A 16,490-nucleotide genomic window follows, 5' to 3' on the forward strand; every position below is an offset into this window, starting at 1 on the left:
TGCCGGCGCATAATACCTTGTTAACTATGGGGATAAATGCAGGCCTGAAGCGAGGCGACAGAAAACGGCGCCGGAACCGCCCTCAGGCGTTGGTATAACGGGTACGTTCCGGCAACCAGCGGTCGATCAGCGCTCTGGCGTGCTCCGGGTAGTGTTCATGGAGATGACGCGACACCCGCTGAACCTGCGGAATCAACGCCTGGTCCCGCAACAAATCCGCCACCCTGAAGGCGGCGTTGCCGGTCTGACGGGTACCCAGCAGTTCGCCCGGCCCCCGGATTTCCAGATCGCGCTGGGCGATCACGAAGCCGTCGTTGCTGTCGCGTAGGACCTGCAGTCGCATCTGAGCCGTTTTGCTCAGCGGCGATTTGTACAGCAGCACGCAGTGGGATGCGACCGCGCCGCGGCCGACACGGCCACGCAGCTGATGCAGCTGCGCCAGCCCCAGCCGCTCCGGATTTTCGATGATCATCAGGCTGGCGTTCGGCACATCCACCCCGACTTCAATCACCGTAGTGGCGACCAGCAGGTGCAACTGATTGGTTTTGAACGCTGCCATGACGGCCTGCTTTTCCTGTGCTTTCATGCGACCGTGCACCAGCCCGATCGTGAGGTCGGGCAACGCCGCTTTCAGTTCCTGGCAGGTGGCTTCGGCCGCCTGTGCTTCCAGCAGCTCGGATTCTTCGATCAGGGTGCAGACCCAGTAGGCCTGCCGTCCTTCCTGCAGACAGGCGTTGCGTACCCGCTGGATGATGTCATCGCGCCGGGTATCCGGAATCGCGACGGTGGTAACCGGCGTGCGACCCGGCGGCAGTTCATCGATTACCGAAGTGTCCAGGTCGGCATAAGCAGTCATCGCCAGCGTACGGGGGATGGGGGTGGCGGTCATGATCAACTGGTGAGGGTGGAACCCCTGTTCTTCGCCTTTTTCCCACAACGCCAGCCGCTGATGCACGCCAAAGCGATGTTGTTCGTCGATAATCACCAGCGCCAGACCGTTGAACTGCACCTGTTGCTGAAAAATGGCATGAGTGCCAACCACCATTGATACCTGCCCGCTGGCGATAGCCTCCTGCTGCGCTTGCCGCGCCTTGCCTTTTTGCTTGCCCGCCAGCCAGCCGACTTCGACGCCCAGCGGCTCGAACCAGCGGCGGAAGTTGGCGGCGTGCTGCTCGGCCAGCAGTTCGGTGGGCGCCATCAGCGCGACCTGTTTGCCGTGAGCGATGGCCTGCAACGCCGCCATCGCCGCCACCAGCGTTTTACCGGAACCTACATCGCCCTGCACCAGACGCATCATCGGAAACGGCTTGTTCATATCCTGTTCGATTTCCGCCACCACCCGCTGTTGCGCACCGGTAGGGCTGAACGGCAGGGCGGCCAGCAGCTGCTGTTTTAGGTTATCTTTGGGTCCAAGCGCCAGCGCCCGGTGGCGTTGCGCGCCTGCCCGTACCGCCAGCATGCTCAGGTGGTGTGCCAGCAGCTCTTCCATTACCAGCCGTTGCTGCGCCGGATGCTTGCCTTGCTCCAGCTCAGTCAGTTGTACATCCGGCGGCGGACGGTGCAGGGTTCGCAACGCATCCGGCAGGCTGATCAACCCGTGGCGCATCTCCTGAGGCAGCAGTTCGTCAATCGGGTGGGTATTCAGCAGTTCCAGCGCCTGATCGGTCAGTTTGCGCAGCGTAGCCTGCCGGATGCCTTCGGTGGTGGGGTACACCGGCGTCAGCGTTTCCTGCAGTTCAACCGTGGCGCTTTCGCCCTGCACCCGGTATTCCGGATGGATCATTTCACCGCCCAGCTTACCGCGCCTTACCTCACCATACGCCAGCACGCGCTGGCCCGGCGACAGGCTGTTTTTCATGGCGGCGTTGAAATTAAAGAAGCGTAGCGTCAGCATACCGCTGCCGTCGCTGATCTGGCAGGTCAGCATCCGGCGGCGACCGAAGGTGATATCGCTACGCAGCACTTCGCCTTCTACGGTAGCGTACATGCCCGGCAGCACATCGTTAATCAGGTAAAGGTGGGTGCGGTCTTCGTAACGCAACGGCAGATGCAACAGCAGATCCTGTACCGTTTCCAGACCGAGACGGGCCAGTTTTTCCGCCTGGCTGGCCCCGACGCCGGCAAGGGTGCTCAACGGCTGGGTATGCAGCAGGCGGCTGTCCATTATTGCTCCGTGGATTGCATCGCCGCCCACCAGGGCGCGTCGGCAATCACCTGACCGGTATGGTCGATGAACGGGCGCGGCAGTCCTTTGCGTCTGGCGACGCGGGCCAGTACCGGGTAGCCGCCCTCAAACAGCAGGCGCTGCTGTTCTTCCTCATCCAGAGGGCTGCATTCGCGTTGGTACATTCCGGCCAGCTGACGCTGACGTTGCGCTTCGTACAGAATCAAGGCGGAAGCCACCGAGACGTTCAGGGATTGCACCATGCCGACCATCGGAATGATGATGTCCTGATCGGCGAGCGCCAGCGCCTCGGCGGTGATGCCGGTTTTTTCCTGCCCGAGCAGGACGCAGGTAGGACGAGTGTAGTCCACTTCACGGAAATCGACCGCGCTGGCGGACAGATTGGTGGCCAGAATTTGCATCCCCTGCGTTTTCAGATGGCCGACCGCATCCTGAACGGTGCGGTGGGTTTCGACCTGTACCCAACTGTTGCTGCCCGCAGCGGTGGACACCAGGGTCCTCATGCGGTTGGTGGGCCACACGGCGTGCACCTGATGCACGCCAACCGCATCGGCGGTACGAATAACGGCGGATACGTTGTGAGGCTTATGCACCTGCTCCATGCACACGGTCAGGTCGGGCTGACGGTTGTTAAGCATTTCGCGGATACGCGTATAACGTTCTGGGGTCATAACAGGTTAATTTCGGTTACGGTTGACTTTAATCACGTCCGGCATCACGCGGATCTTGCGCATGATATTCGCAAGATGAATACGGTCGCGCGTAGTCAGGCGGATAAAGGCGCTGTACACCCGGCCATCCCGCTCTTCGGTGTTGATACTCTGAATATTGGAATTTGATGAACTGATCGCCGCCGTCAGGTTGGCCAACGCCCCCTGATGGTTGAACATGTCGACCTTGATTTCCGTCATGAATTCCTGCTCGGTCACCTCATCCCACTCCACCGCCATGAATTTCTCCGGCTCTTTCTGGTAGCCACGGATATTGCGGCAGGACTCATGATGAATCACCAGCCCTTTGCCGGGGCTGACGTGCGCGATGATCGGATCGCCGGGAATCGGGCGGCAACACTTGGCGAACGTGATCAGCACGCCGTCGGCGCCTTTGATGGGCAGTTTGCGGATACCGGCGGCGCCGGTTTCGGCGTGTTCTTCCAGCAGATTGCGCGCCACCACCACGCTCATAGCGTTACCCAGGCCGATTTCCGCCAGCAGATCGTCCAGCGAGGCGAGCTTCATGCGCTCCAGCTCCCGCTGAATATTCTGTTCCGGAATGTCGGACAGTTTACGGCCGCTGCCCAGCGCGTGGTTAATCAGACGGCGCCCCAGACTGATGGAATCGTCACGTTTGAGGTTTTTCAGCATCTGACGGATTTTGGCGCGGGCTTTGGAGCTGACCACGAAGTTGAGCCAGGCGGCGTTCGGGCGTGCGCCCGGCGCGGTGATGATTTCAATCGTCTGCCCGCTGGATAAGGCCTGAGACAGCGGATACGGCTGGCGGTCGACGCGAGCGCCGACGCAAGCGTGACCGATATCGGTGTGTACCGCATAAGCGAAGTCCACCGGCGTCGCGCCGGCAGGCAGTTCGACGATGCGGCCTTCCGGCGTGAACACGTAAATTTCGTCTGGAAACAGATCGGATTTGACGCTTTCGATGAATTCGAACGAGCTGCCGGCGCTCTGCTGCAGCTCCAGCAGGCTTTGCATCCAGCGCTGGGCGCGTACCTGCGCCGTGGTGCTGCTGCTTTCGCCTTCTTTATAAGCCCAGTGCGCGGCGACCCCCATTTCCGCCATCTGGTCCATGTCCTCGGTACGGATCTGGACTTCAACAGGCACGCCGTGCGGCCCGATGAGGGAAGTATGGAGCGACTGATAGCCGTTGGCCTTGGGAATGGCGATATAGTCTTTCACCCGACCGGGGCGCGGCTTGTACAGACTGTGTACCTGCCCCAGCACGCGATAACAGGTATCCACTTCCCGGACGATCACCCGGAAAGCATAGATATCCATAATCGAGTGAAAGCGCTGTTCTTTCAGGTGCATCTTGCAGTAAATGGAGTACAGATGCTTTTCGCGGCCACTAACGCGACAGCTGATGCCGGCTTCCTTCAGGCGCCCTTCAATCTCGGAGAGGATCTTCTGAATCATCTCCTTGCGGTTGCCGCGGGCGGCTTTCACCACCTCTTTGATGACCCGGTAGCGGTTGGGGTAGAGCGCTTCGAACCCCAGCTCTTCCAGTTCGGTTTTCAGGTGATGAATACCGAGACGGTGAGCGAGCGGGCTGTAGATTTCCAGCGTTTCCCGGGCGATGCGCCGGCGCTTGTCCGGACGCAGCGATCCCAGCGTACGCATATTGTGGGTGCGGTCGGCCAGTTTGATCAGAATGACGCGGATATCCTGCACCATCGCCATGATCATCTTGCGGAAGTTTTCCGCCTGCGCCTCTTTCTTGTCGCGGAATTTCAGCTTATCCAGCTTGGATACGCCTTCCACCAGTTCGGCCACGCTTTTGCCGAACAGCTGCTCCATATCCTGGTAGGTAGCGGGCGTATCTTCGATGACGTCATGCAGCAAAGCGGCCATCAGCGTTTCATAGTCGAGACGCATTTCGGCCAGAATGCAGGCCACCGCCACTGGATGGGTGATATAGGGCTCACCGCTGGAGCGTGTCTGACCCTCGTGAGCATCACGTGCAACAAGATAAGCCTGCTTGAGGCGCTTTATCTGGTCTTCCGGCAGATAACGCTGAATCAGCAGATTGAGGCTTTCAAACAGATACAAGGGCGACTCGCGACCGAATTCGAATTAACGACGACCTTCAGCGATAGCGGTAACCGCCTGAATTTCCGCTGCTTCCTGCTCCTGCTGTTCCTGGCGTTCGCGGGTATCCAGAATCTGGCCGTTGATCAGGCCTTCTTCGATCTCGCGCAGAGCGATAACGGTGTACTTGTCGTTTTCTTCCGGAACCAGCGGCTCTTTGCCACCCACCTGGATCTGACGGGCGCGACGAGCGGCGACCAACACCAGGTCAAAACGGTTACCAATTTTTTCTACAGCGTCCTGAACAGTTACGCGTGCCATAGTGTGTACTCCAGTGGGGAAATAAAATGACTGGGCATCATACTGAAAGTGCCGTCAGTCTGCCAATAGTTTGGTGATTAAAGCGTCATGTCGAACTTTCTGACGGCTCAGTCGCAGGCGCTCGGCGCGAATGATGGTTTTCAGGTCCAGCAGCGCCAGATCGAAATCATCATTCACAATCAGATAATCGTATTCGGCGTAGTGACTCATTTCCGCCACCGCCTGTTTCATCCGGCGGGCGATGACCTCTTCACTGTCCTGACCGCGGCCGCGCAGGCGTCGCTCCAGTTCTTCCTGTGAAGGCGGCAGAATAAAGATGCTGCGGGCTTGCGGCATACGTTCACGGATCTGGCGGGCGCCTTGCCAGTCGATATCCAGAAACACATCGACGCCGGTGGATAACACCTGCTCGATAGCCGCGCGGGAGGTTCCGTAATAATTGCCGAAAACCTCGGCGTATTCCAGAAAATCGTCCTCTTCGATCATACGTTTGAATTCATCTACCGGCACGAAAAAGTAGTGTTCGCCGTGGACTTCGCCGGGACGCATGGCGCGGGTGGTGTGCGAAATGGAAACCTGGGTGTCATACAACGGCTGCGTTTTCAGCAATGCCTGAATCAAGCTGGATTTCCCTGCACCACTGGGGGCGGAAACAATATATAACGTGCCTTGAGCCATAGTGAATTCTGTGTCTGATAAAGATGAAAGGAGAGGTGCGGCCAGTCGCGCATTTTCCCGCATTATACACGCCGCTGTATGAACCGTCGCGTGGTGAAACACAGCCTGACTCTCCGCTCCTTGTCTGTCATCCCGCCTCTTTCCGTTTTGCGAACCGCTTTCCTGCTTTTATAGCGGTTGCTGCAACCGGCGCGATGCCGTGCGGCATGCTTCGCATTCCCTTGCCTTCGTGCTCGTATTTCCTGACCGCCTGCGTATTAATGCCCTGGTTTTCGCTCAAGGAATTTCGCTCAAGGAGGAAAGGTGATGCGATATCGATACGCGCTGGCTGCGGCGCTGTTTGCTGTGAGCGGACTGGCTGAGGCGGCGTCTTGTCCGGCATGGTCGTCGACGCGGGCTGAACAGGAGATCACCCAACTGGGGCAGCAACTGACGCAGTGGGACAACGCTTATTACGAACAGGGCCAGAGTCCGGTGGACGATCAGGTTTACGATCAACTGCGTCAAACGCTGGCGACCTGGCAAGTCTGTTTTCAGGCGGATGCCGGACGTTTTGCGATCAGTCTGCCGGCCACCGGTAGGCGGCAGCATCCGGTGGCGCACACCGGCCTGAAAAAGCTGTCGGAGCCGACCGAGCTGAAACAGTGGATCGCGCAACATCATGATTTGTGGGTGCAGCCCAAGATCGATGGCGTGGCGGTGACGTTGGTGTACGAGCAAGGGAAGTTGGTTGCCGCGATCAGTCGCGGCAATGGCCGTCAGGGTGAGGACTGGACCGACAAAGTGCGCCAGATGAATTCGGTGCCGCAGCAACTTTCCGCCATGTCTGGCCGGCAGGTTTTTCAGGGAGAATTGTATTTACAGGTGACGGATCACCGTCAGCAGCAGGTCGGCGGTATCAACGCGCGAGCGCAGGTGGCGGGTGAAATGCGGCGAAAACAACCTTCGCCGCTGCTGTCGCGCATTGGCGTATTTGTCTGGGCCTGGCCGGACGGTCCGGCGGACATGCCGGCCAGACTGGCGAAATTACGGGAGCTGGGGTTTGGGCTGACGGCGGATTACACGCAACCCGTTTCCTCGCTGGAGGCGGCGGCGCAGTGGCGTGAGCGCTGGTATCGAGCGCCGCTGCCGTTTGTGACCGATGGAGTGGTTGTGCGGCAGGCGCAAGAACCCGCCGGGCGTTACTGGCAAGACACCCCGGCGGAATGGGCGGTGGCCTGGAAATATCCGTTGGTGAACCGGGTGACGGAAGTCACCGGCGTCGACGTTGAGGTGGGGCGTACCGGCAGAATGACCGTAGTGTTGCAACTGCAGCCGGTCATTCTGGATGACAAAACCGTTAGCCGGGTCAATCTCGGTTCGGTATCCCGCTGGCGGCAATGGGATGTATTGCCGGGGGATCGGGTCAGCATCAGTCTGGCGGGATTGGGGATTCCCCGGCTGGACGCCGTGGTCTGGCGCGGTGCGGTGCGTGAAGCGATAACCGTCCCGGCGACATCGCCCTTTGATGTTTTCAGTTGCTTGCAATGGAGCCGCGAGTGCCAGCCGCAGTTTCTGGCCCGACTGGTATGGATGAGCGGGCGCAACGGGTTGTCGCTCAGCGGCATCAGCGAAGCCACCTGGCTGCGCCTGACACAGCGAGGCGCGCTGGTCGATGTGGTGTCCTGGCTGGCGCTTGAACCGGCGCAACTGGCGGCGGCCGGTGATTTCGGCGAACAACAGGCGGAACGGATTCATCATCAGTTTCAGTTGGCGCGTCGCCAGCCGTTGCGAAACTGGTTGCTGGCGTTAGGGTTACCGGTGCCATCCCGCGTCCGGCACGCGCTGGATGGCGCATCGCTCGAACAGTTGCAGCAGCGTTCCACGGCGGAATGGCAGCAGTTTTCCGGTATTGGCGTTCGTCGGGCGCAGCGCATTCGAGACTTTCTGCACCACCCTGATATCGTCAGGCAACTGGCATGGCTCAATGAACACGGCGTGAAATCATGACGGGAATAATTGGTCTGACGGGAAATATGAATATTCTTTATGTAATAACCAGAGTGATGAATTAAACGGAAAAAATAGTCAAAATAACAAGCAGGAAAATAGCAATAATCCGGAAAACCAGTTCGGCTGGTATTTAAAAGAAAAGGGTATCTAAAAACGTTTCTGTCTTGTTTTTCCGTGCGATTCACTTATTAGCCGAAAAGATAAGCTGATTGTTTATAAGGGCGTTAAACTGCCGGCGTAAGGTTTTTTCAGGAAAAGGGCGAATGGCATAAGAAAAAACCGGAATACGCTGATGGCACCTGAACTTTCGAACATATCATCGGTCTGTTTACAGGATATTTTTACCTCTGGAGCACGGTCTGTAATGAAATCCCTGCTGGCGTTGTCACAATCTACATTGTCCTGGTTGCTGGCAATCTATATTGGCTTTTTTTTGAATCTGCCGGTTTTTTACCGGCGTGTAGATGCATTCCCGTTTTTTACTGAGAATCCGGTCGCCAAATATATTCCCCTGCTGGTGGAATCAATGGCTTGCATTCTGTTTACCTTTTTCCTGATGCGGCTTTTGTCGCTCGGCGGTCGCCGTTTTTTTCGTGTTATGGCCTCATTGCTGGTATTAATTTCAGTGGCCGCCAGTTACTACATGACTTTTTTTAATGTCGTGATTGGCTATGGCATTATCGCCGCGGTAATGACCACGGATATTGATTTATCCAAAGAAGTGGTCGGCCTGTTTTTTGTGCTGTGGGTAGTGGCGCTTAGTCTTCCGCCAGTGTTTCTCATTTGGAAAAACCGCCTGCAGCAAACGCTGATTGAACAATTGCGTACTTCCGGACGTCGGCGTATCGCGCTGTTGGGGCTGGTGGCGTCTGCTGCACTGGTATGGTTGCCGCTACGCTATCTGGCTCAGATAAATACTTCGGCGGAGAAACTGTCTAATCAGGATTTGCCGAGTTACGGCGGGGTGGTGGCGCATTCTTATTTACCGGCCAACTGGTTATCGGCATTCGGTTTGTTTGCCTATGCCCGTTATGATGAAAATCAGGATGACGACGAGCTGATTGACCCCAGCAAGCAGTTTACCTATCAGGCGCCGCCGGGCATTGACGACACTTACGTCGTCTTCATCATCGGCGAAACCACCCGCTGGGACCATATGGGGCTGCTGGGCTACGAGCGTGATACCACGCCGCAACTGGCGAAGGAAAAGAATTTGCTGGCGTTTCGCGGCCATTCCTGCGACACCTCCACCAAACTGTCGATGCGTTGCATGTTCGTGCGGGAGGGCGGCACCTCCGATAATCCGCAACGAACGCTGCGGGAAAAAAATATCTTTGCCGTCATGAAGTCGCTGGGGTTTTCGTCTGAACTGTTCGCGATGCAGAGCGAGGTCTGGTTCTATAACAACATTCAGGCCGACAATTACGCCTTTCGTGAAATGATTGCCTCGGAAAAGCGCAACGAGGGCAAAGCGGTGGACGACATGCTGCTGGTCGACGAAATGTCGCAGTCGCTGATGCGTTACCCTAACGGCAAGCACCTGGTGGTGCTGCACACCAAAGGCTCCCATTACCTGTATTCGATGCGCTATCCGCGCAGCTATGCCCGTTATCAGCCGGAGTGTATGGGCGTGGACGCTTCCTGTTCCCGTGAACAGTTGATCAATGCCTTCGATAACAGCGTGTTGTATACCGATGCCGTCATCAAGCGAGTCATTGACCAACTGCGCGACAAGAAGGCGCTGCTGGTGTATTCCTCCGATCACGGTGAATCGATCGACGACAACTACCATTTGCATGGCACGCCGCGCCAGATGGCGCCGCCGGAGCAGTTCCGTTCGCCGATTATGCTGTGGGCTTCGGACAAATATCTGGCACAGCCGCGTAATCAACAGGCGTTTGAGCAACTGCGGGCGCAGCAGCAGCAAGGAAAGGTGCTGCGTCATGAGGAGATTTTCGACTCCATGCTGGGGTGTCTGGGATATACCTCGCCGGATGGCGGCATTCAGGAGAAAAATAACTGGTGCAATATGCCGGGGCGCGGATAACGCCGTTGCTTGCTAGCGGGCTGGGACGGTGCGCATTCAGACGGCAATAGCGGTGTTTTTCCAACCCGTCGGACACTTTGTCGCCAACTTGTTGGCTTTTATAAAAAAGGGATTGACGCTATGTTAGGGGCGCAGTAATATGCGCCCCGCATTCGGTGAGTGGCGCAGCCTGGTAGCGCACTTCGTTCGGGACGAAGGGGTCGGAGGTTCGAATCCTCTCTCACCGACCAAATTTTAAAACGGTAAAACCCGGTTACCGTTAACATGAAACTCGCATCCTCTGGATAGCGAGTTTTTTTGTTTCCGCATTTCGATGTGGCGATTTTTTCGCCTTTCCCCCGGCTTTTTGGGCATGTTGATGCCAAATCTTGCTTCAGGCCCTATTTCCCCGATATTTTGTCGCAGCGCGATGCTTTTTCGTTGTGAATGTTTTCCCTGTCTGACTCGCTAATTTTTTGTTTCGTCTTATCTTTTTATTCACGATGAGTGATTTATCCCATCTTTTACCTTTTTTTACATTTAGGCGGGATGACGGTCAGTTTCATCATGAAAATATTAGGGGTTTTAATCTGTGTGCGATGATAAAAGATGAAAAAAACAACACGGATAGGCGGTGCTTTCCCGCCAGGCAGAAGCACTGCGCACGGCGGGTGAGATCCCATCAGTATTTCAGTTGCACCAACGCTTTTTCGGCTTCCGCGCGGCGGCCCAGATCGGCGATTTCGCGTCCCGGACGGGGCGCGGCGTTCTGTGCGGCGGTCAGGTATTGTCTGGCTTCGTTCTTGCGTCCCGCTTTCAGCAAAAAGTCGCCGTAAAAGAAGTTTGCATCAATACTGGCAGGATTGATTTTCAGCGCCATTTTCAGGTACTGCTCCGCTTTTTTCTCATCGCCAAACCCCAACGGCCAGCCCGGTACCTGATAATAGAGCACGCCAAGGATGGTGTAAGCCGCGCCATTCAGCGCATGCGGGTCAAGGGCGATGGCTTTTTCCAGCGTACTTTTGGCCTGTCCGGCCAGATTGAGCGCCTCCATGCCGTCTTTGACGCCCGCCCAACTGCTGTCGACCATCGCCGACCAAATCAGATAATCCGCGCGGTCAGGATGGCTTTCCGTCTGTTCCTGCGCCTGCTGGCTCAAGGCGGCGAAACACTCCTCTTTACGAGATGCCAGCGTCTTGTACTGGCAGACTGACCATTGCCGGTGGATATCCATCGACGTATCGCTGGCATGGCCCATGTTTACCGTCAGCAGCCCACCGAGCAGTAGCATTGCCGTTCGAAGAATCGTGTGTGAGCGAATAATCATGTGTGCCCGGAGAACCATATGTGATTTCCCTATTTTTTCTGCGCCTTGGCATAATGCTGAATAGCGGCAAGCTGACGACGGATGGCATTATCCACCACGGCAGGCACCAGCGCATTAAGCCGCACGAATAGTTTTTCCGGCCAACCCAGCCAACGGCGCACGGTTTCCCGCTCCAGCGCATTGACTACCTGATCCGCCACCCAGGCCGGCTTGTCGCTGTGGTAGCCCAGCGCCTGGGTCAGAGCATGGGTCTTCGGGGCGTTACGGCCGGCATCAATGGCTCTGGGAGCCAGATGCAGTACTTTAATCCCTTTCGATGACAATTCGCGATGCAGCGCTTCGCTGAATCCGCGCAAGGCAAATTTGCTGGCGCAATAGGCGCTGTATCCTGGATAGCCGATCCCGTCCAGGGTAGAGCCGATGTTCATGATGATGCCGGGCTTGTTGATGCAATCGAGCAAGGAATGCGTCAGCAATATCGGTACTTCGGTATTCAGGGTGAGCTGCCGACGGATGACGTCGTGGCTCTGCTCTTCAAACAGGCCGAAGGTTGATGTGTCTATGTTGTTAATCAGCACATCCAGCCTGACGTTTTCCGGAAAACACTCCGCCAGCGCGTCGCGATCCTGTTCGTCGCAGAGGTCCGCCAGCAAAATATTGTGATGACCGGCGTCGGGTAATCGTTGCTGTAACGCCAGCAGCGCCTTTTCATTGCGACCGACCAGATACAGCCTGGCGCCTCTGGCGGCCAGCGACAATGCTAGTTCCTGGCCGGTGTTGCTGCTGGCGCCCGTTAGCAGGATACGTTTATTTTTTAGTTTCATGGCATTAATGCTCCGTGAGGCTGCGCAGCATATCGCCATACAGCTGATAAACCACGTGAGCGGCATGAATAATCGCGGTCTGATCGGCCGAGTCGTTGATGTTGTCCATCAGCGCGGCAAAGACGTTTGGGCATGGATCCTGCTCCTGCAGGCCGTTGATGGCGTTGACAGGCAGATCCTGCTCCGCGTCTATCTGCCTGATCATATCGGGCGCGATGTTGGCCTGGATACCTTCCAGTACGTGTATCAGGCCGAAGATGCTCATCGGGTTGTCGCGCTGGATCTGGTCATAGAGGTACGCCGCCATCAATTCAATCCACTGAGCGGCGGCGTTCTGGCCCAGCGTTTCCGTTTTGCCGCCACAGGCGCGAATCTTGTGAAGAATCGAGGCTTTGTGGTCGTATTCGGCATTAATGTACTCTTCAATGGCCTCACGCACCCACGCCTGATGCCGGGGAAGACGACCGCTCGCCGCCATCAACAGCGGTACGGTATAACTGACGTGGTGATAGGCCTGCGTCAGAAAGGCGATGTACATGTCCCCGGTGATGGTTCCCTGACGGCAGGCGTCAATAACCGGAGCGGACATCATCAGTTGTTGCGATGTTGATGTAGCGGATTGCAGTTGCTGGTAAAAGCTCATGTCTTACTCCTGAATGGCGCGTTGACAGTCGGGGTCGCCTCTGGGTGCGATGGTGTCATGCTAGCGAGGGAGCATTAAGAGAGACTTAAGACGGTTGAAAAATCACCTTAATATCGGTGTGCTATTTTAATTTTTTGATAAATAATGAAATTTATAATTACCGTTTGTAGCGATGGCATGTATCGGCGTCGGAATCCGGTATCGGTATAGTAAGTCGCCTGATAAATCACGAAGGGACGGAGAAACGGCATGTCGACATCGCGCCGCGCGCATCAACTGGCAATTTTGGTCGTGATGATCAGCGCCTCGCTGGTGGGGTTGGTTCAGGGGTATTCCATCCCGCTGGTGACGCTGAAACTGACCGCGCTGGGCTACGGCTCCGCGCTGACCGGCATGATGTCCGCGTTGCCGGCGATTGGCGTATTCGTCTCTTCTTGGGTAGCGGCGCCTGTGGCGATGCGCTTGCCGGTGGGCCGCCTGCTGGCGCTGTCGACATGGGGCATGGGCGTCAGCCTGACGCTGTCGTTTTACCTCGACAATGTGGCGCTGCTGGCAGCGCCGCGTTTTCTGATGGGATTTTGCTGCGGGCTGATTATCGTCATCGGCGAGTCCTGGGTCAGCGGCCACACCGCCGAGCATCGCCGGGGCGTGCTGGTGGGGTTGTACGCTACCGCGTTCACCGGCCTGCAACTGCTGGGGCCGCTGCTGATTTCCCTCACCGGGCTGGACGATCCGACCGGGCTGTTGCTGATTTTGGCGCTGCATGGCGTATGCCTGCTGATGGTGCCCGGCTCGTCGTTTTCCGGACTGGCGCTGAGCGCCCATCGGCAACATAACCTGTTTTCGCTGTTGCTGGCCGCGCCGGCGTTGGCGGCGGCGGTGTTTGCGTTCGCTTTTTTCGACGGCGCGGTGCTGTCGATGCTGCCGCTGTACGGCATGGCGCACGGCTACGAGGAACAGCTGGCGGTGCTGCTGGTGACGGTGTTGTTTATCGGCGATGCGCTGTTGCAGGTGCCGCTGGGTTGGGTTTCCGACAAGCTGGGCACCGTGCGGGTGCATCTGGCCTGCGGAGGGCTGTTCGTGCTGATGCTGGCCGGCCTGCCGTTCAGCTACGGCACCGGCTGGGTGTGGGCGAATGTCTTTTTGCTGGGCGCGGTGGCGGGCAGTATTTACACCCTGGCGCTGGTGCGCGCGGGCAAGCAGTTCAGCGGCGTCAATCTGGTGGCGATCAACGCCTTGTTCGGCGTTTTATGGGGCGTCGGCAGTTTCAGCGGTCCACTGGTGAGCGGTTCGTTGATGCAGTGGTACGGGCGTGACGGGTTAATCGCCGTTTTGGGGTTGCTGGGGCTGCTGTTTCTGGCGGCCAACGCGCTTGCGGCAACGCAGCGGAATGCTGCCGGGCAGACGGACCCGGAACTGGCGGAATAGCCCGACCGGCATGTTTGGGGTGGTGGGTCACCGGAGGAGCAAATGGATCGTCTGGCAACGCTGGAAACGTTTATCTGTGTTTATGAGTGCGGGTCCTTTTCCGCTGCGTCGCGCCGTTTGGGCATCGGGCAACCGGCGATCTCCAAAGCCATCATGCAGCTTGAGCAACAGCTGGCGGTCAAACTGCTGCTGCGCTCCACCCGTGGGTTAACGCCCACCGAGGCCGGGCAGCGGTTTTACGAGCAGGTCGCTCCGGCGTTGCAGCAATTGCATGAAGCGCAGGACGGGGTGCGCGGCGGCAACGGCGAGCTGAGCGGCTATTTGCGGGTGTCGGCGCCGGTGACCTTCGCCCGGCTGCATGTGCTGCCCCGTTTGCATGTGTTTATGTCGCAGCATCCGCAACTGAAGGTGGACATCATTCTGGATGACCGCCCGGTGGATCTGATCGCCGAAGGCATTGATGTGGCGTTGCGGCTGGGCGAGATGAAAGATTCCGGGTTGACTGCCAGGAAGATCGGCTCGGCGCCGATGCGGTTGCTGGCCACGCCGGCGTATTTCGCCGCCCGCGGCACACCGGCCTCGCCCGAGGCGCTGGAAGACCATGACGCGGTGATCTACCTGCAGACCGATGCGCCGGGCAACTGGCTGTTTTGTCGGGATGACCGGCAATGCCGGGTTACGCTGTCGGGACGCATCCGCACCAGCGCGGCGGAAGGGGTGCGGGAAGCGGTGCTGGTGGGCAACGGCCTGACGGTGGCGTCGGCGTGGATGTTTGCGCCGGAGCTGGCGAGCGGTGCGGTGACGACGGCGCTGGCCGACTGGCATATCGGCGTGATGGATCTGTGGGCGGTTTACCCCGGCGGCCGGTTAACGTCGGCCCGCGCCCGGGCGTTTACCGAATTTGTGGCTCAGCACCTGTCTGTGCCGGCCTGACCCTTCTCTCATCCATTCCATTATGGAATAAATATTATGGCTGATGGCGCTCTTCTGCGGTGAAGTCGCTTTGCCTATGCTGAACCCGTCCCCCACGTCGTGCCGTGTGATGGTGCTTCCGGCCTGAGGGGAACACCACCTTCAGACAGGCAACCACGGAGAATGACCATGAGCACGTTATCTTACAGCGATGACACCGTACGGACGGGTAAACCGCTGATTTTTGCCATGGCGGCCGCCAGCGGTGTGGCAGTCGCCAATATCTATTACAACCAGCCGATGCTCGGCCTGATGACCGCCAGCTTTCCCGGCAGCGGCGCGACATCTATGATCCCCACCGCCACCCAGCTCGGCTATGCGCTGGGGTTACTGATGCTGGTGCCGCTGGGCGACAAATTCGAGCGGCGGCAGCTGATCGTCTGGCAATTTTTGTTGCTGGCGCTGGCCTCGGTATTGGCGGCGTTAGCGCCATCGGCGCCGGTGCTGCTGGTGGCGTCGGTATTGATTGGCGTCGGCGCGACGGTGGCGCAGCAGATTGTGCCGGTAGCGGCGACGGTGGCGAGTGAAGGCCAGCGCGGCGCGGTGGTCGGCACCGTGATGAGCGGGCTGCTGAGCGGCATTCTGCTCAGCCGGACGTTGGCCGGACTGGTGGCGGACGCCGCCGGCTGGCGCGCCATGTTCTGGCTGAGCGTGCCGCTGGCGCTGGCGGGCGCGGCGCTGATGGGGCGTATGCTGCCGGTGTTGCCGCCGTCATCGGCGCTGTCCTGGCGTTCGCTGATGCGTTCACTGCTGACGCTGTGGCGCGCGGAACCGGCATTGCGTCGCGCCACCTGGATTCAGGGTGCGCTGTTCGCGTCGTTTAGCGCATTCTGGAGCATTCTGGCGTTGTACCTCGCCAGCGGCAGTCATCCGCTGGGGGCGGCGGCGGCCGGGCTGTTCGGCGTGATTGGCGTGGCGGGTATTACCGCGGCGCCGGTGGCCGGACGTCTGGCGGACCGCATCGGCAGCCGACCGGTGATTCTGCTGGGGGCATTGCTGACGTTGCTGGCGTGGGGTGTGTTCGGCCTTTGGGGCGCGGTGGCGGGCCTGATTGTCGGGGTGATACTGCTGGATCTTGGGGTGCAGAGCGCGTTGATCGCTCACCAACATGTGATTTACGGCTTGCAGCCGACGGCGCGCGGGCGCATCAATACGCTGTTCATGGGCGGCATGTTCCTCGGCGGGGCGCTGGGTTCCAGCGGCGCGATGGCGGCCTGGCAGGCGGGCGGCTGGATGCCGGTAACGCTGTTTGCCGGCGGCGTGACCCTGCTGGCGCTGCTGGCGGCCAGCCGTCGCTAATCACGGGCGGGGCTCGCCCGTGACGGCCGTGTTTAG

General features: G+C 58.4%; 13 protein-coding genes and 1 tRNA gene. 6 read left to right on the forward strand and 8 right to left on the reverse strand.

Going from position 1 to position 16,490, the window contains the following annotated elements:
* Positions 1–82 precede the first annotated feature (82 nt).
* Genes recG through gmk form a run of 5 tightly spaced genes read right to left on the reverse strand, consistent with a single transcriptional unit; the run spans position 83 to position 5,943 of the window.
* Positions 83–2,164: an ATP-dependent DNA helicase RecG gene (recG, locus tag DDA898_RS00590; protein ID WP_038909860.1), complete on the reverse strand. Its 2,082-nt coding sequence runs from the start codon at positions 2,162–2,164 to the stop codon at positions 83–85.
* Positions 2,164–2,856, reverse strand: coding sequence for a tRNA (guanosine(18)-2'-O)-methyltransferase TrmH (gene trmH / locus DDA898_RS00595; RefSeq protein ID WP_038909861.1), 693 nt, complete (start codon positions 2,854–2,856; stop codon positions 2,164–2,166). The genes recG and trmH overlap by 1 nt, the downstream gene beginning before the upstream one ends.
* A 6-nt stretch (positions 2,857–2,862) precedes the next feature.
* Entirely contained in the window at positions 2,863–4,965 is a 2,103-nt protein-coding gene (spoT, locus tag DDA898_RS00600; RefSeq protein WP_038909862.1) for a bifunctional GTP diphosphokinase/guanosine-3',5'-bis pyrophosphate 3'-pyrophosphohydrolase, read from the reverse strand.
* Between the two features lie 24 nt (positions 4,966–4,989).
* Positions 4,990–5,265, reverse strand: coding sequence for a DNA-directed RNA polymerase subunit omega (gene rpoZ / locus DDA898_RS00605; RefSeq protein WP_013315745.1), 276 nt, complete (start codon positions 5,263–5,265; stop codon positions 4,990–4,992).
* A gap of 54 nt (positions 5,266–5,319) precedes the next feature.
* Complete coding sequence (gmk, locus tag DDA898_RS00610) at positions 5,320–5,943, reverse strand: guanylate kinase (RefSeq protein ID WP_013315746.1); 624 nt, start codon at positions 5,941–5,943, stop codon at positions 5,320–5,322.
* 306 nt (positions 5,944–6,249) lie between these two features.
* Between gmk and ligB the strand changes: the two genes are divergently transcribed.
* The 3 genes from ligB (at position 6,250) to DDA898_RS00625 (ending at position 10,212) form a co-directional block, all read left to right on the forward strand.
* Complete coding sequence (gene ligB, locus DDA898_RS00615; protein ID WP_038909863.1) at positions 6,250–7,932, forward strand: NAD-dependent DNA ligase LigB; 1,683 nt, start codon at positions 6,250–6,252, stop codon at positions 7,930–7,932.
* A gap of 367 nt (positions 7,933–8,299) precedes the next feature.
* The gene (gene eptB / locus DDA898_RS00620) at positions 8,300–9,982 is read left to right on the forward strand and encodes a kdo(2)-lipid A phosphoethanolamine 7''-transferase (protein WP_038909864.1); all 1,683 of its coding nucleotides are present in this window, start codon (positions 8,300–8,302) and stop codon (positions 9,980–9,982) included.
* Between the two features lie 153 nt (positions 9,983–10,135).
* Positions 10,136–10,212 (forward strand) — tRNA-Pro (locus tag DDA898_RS00625).
* Positions 10,213–10,643: 431 nt separating this feature from the next.
* On the opposite strand, the gene DDA898_RS00630 is transcribed toward DDA898_RS00625, so the two are convergent.
* From DDA898_RS00630 to DDA898_RS00640, 3 genes are all read right to left on the reverse strand, one after another.
* The gene (locus DDA898_RS00630; RefSeq protein WP_236616693.1) at positions 10,644–11,252 is read right to left on the reverse strand and encodes a tetratricopeptide repeat protein; all 609 of its coding nucleotides are present in this window, start codon (positions 11,250–11,252) and stop codon (positions 10,644–10,646) included.
* Positions 11,253–11,317: 65 nt separating this feature from the next.
* On the reverse strand, positions 11,318–12,112 hold the full coding sequence (locus tag DDA898_RS00635) for an SDR family oxidoreductase (RefSeq protein ID WP_038909866.1): 795 nt from the start codon (positions 12,110–12,112) through the stop codon (positions 11,318–11,320).
* A 4-nt stretch (positions 12,113–12,116) separates the two neighbouring features.
* Positions 12,117–12,755 (reverse strand): iron-containing redox enzyme family protein, encoded by a 639-nt coding sequence (locus DDA898_RS00640; protein WP_013315751.1) that lies wholly within the window; start codon positions 12,753–12,755, stop codon positions 12,117–12,119.
* Positions 12,756–13,004: 249 nt separating this feature from the next.
* Here DDA898_RS00640 and DDA898_RS00645 point away from each other — a divergent pair, with 249 nt between their 5' ends.
* The 3 genes from DDA898_RS00645 to DDA898_RS00655 all read left to right on the forward strand — a co-directional run bounded on the left by DDA898_RS00645 (position 13,005) and on the right by DDA898_RS00655 (position 16,454).
* On the forward strand, positions 13,005–14,183 hold the full coding sequence (locus DDA898_RS00645; RefSeq protein ID WP_050570148.1) for an MFS transporter: 1,179 nt from the start codon (positions 13,005–13,007) through the stop codon (positions 14,181–14,183).
* A 42-nt stretch (positions 14,184–14,225) separates the two neighbouring features.
* Positions 14,226–15,116 carry a LysR family transcriptional regulator gene (locus tag DDA898_RS00650; RefSeq protein ID WP_038909868.1) on the forward strand — a complete coding sequence of 297 codons (891 nt, stop codon included), beginning with the start codon at positions 14,226–14,228 and terminating at the stop codon, positions 15,114–15,116.
* 168 nt (positions 15,117–15,284) lie between these two features.
* Positions 15,285–16,454: an MFS transporter gene (locus DDA898_RS00655; RefSeq protein ID WP_038909869.1), complete on the forward strand. Its 1,170-nt coding sequence runs from the start codon at positions 15,285–15,287 to the stop codon at positions 16,452–16,454.
* The last annotated feature ends 36 nt before the right edge of the window (positions 16,455–16,490 follow it).

The organism is Dickeya dadantii NCPPB 898 (assembly GCF_000406145.1).
Classification (GTDB): domain Bacteria; phylum Pseudomonadota; class Gammaproteobacteria; order Enterobacterales; family Enterobacteriaceae; genus Dickeya; species Dickeya dadantii.

Coding starts and splice junctions, on each gene's coding strand:
- trmH (WP_038909861.1), bottom strand. CDS start 2,856: ATGACCCCAGAACGTTATACGCGTATCCGCGAAATGCTTAACAACCGT.
- eptB (WP_038909864.1), top strand. CDS start 8,300: ATGAAATCCCTGCTGGCGTTGTCACAATCTACATTGTCCTGGTTGCTG.
- DDA898_RS00640 (WP_013315751.1), bottom strand. CDS start 12,755: ATGAGCTTTTACCAGCAACTGCAATCCGCTACATCAACATCGCAACAA.
- DDA898_RS00645 (WP_050570148.1), top strand. CDS start 13,005: ATGTCGACATCGCGCCGCGCGCATCAACTGGCAATTTTGGTCGTGATG.
- gmk (WP_013315746.1), bottom strand. CDS start 5,943: ATGGCTCAAGGCACGTTATATATTGTTTCCGCCCCCAGTGGTGCAGGG.
- DDA898_RS00650 (WP_038909868.1), top strand. CDS start 14,226: ATGGATCGTCTGGCAACGCTGGAAACGTTTATCTGTGTTTATGAGTGC.
- DDA898_RS00655 (WP_038909869.1), top strand. CDS start 15,285: ATGAGCACGTTATCTTACAGCGATGACACCGTACGGACGGGTAAACCG.
- recG (WP_038909860.1), bottom strand. CDS start 2,164: ATGGACAGCCGCCTGCTGCATACCCAGCCGTTGAGCACCCTTGCCGGC.
- ligB (WP_038909863.1), top strand. CDS start 6,250: ATGCGATATCGATACGCGCTGGCTGCGGCGCTGTTTGCTGTGAGCGGA.
- rpoZ (WP_013315745.1), bottom strand. CDS start 5,265: ATGGCACGCGTAACTGTTCAGGACGCTGTAGAAAAAATTGGTAACCGT.
- DDA898_RS00635 (WP_038909866.1), bottom strand. CDS start 12,112: ATGAAACTAAAAAATAAACGTATCCTGCTAACGGGCGCCAGCAGCAAC.
- DDA898_RS00630 (WP_236616693.1), bottom strand. CDS start 11,252: ATGCTACTGCTCGGTGGGCTGCTGACGGTAAACATGGGCCATGCCAGC.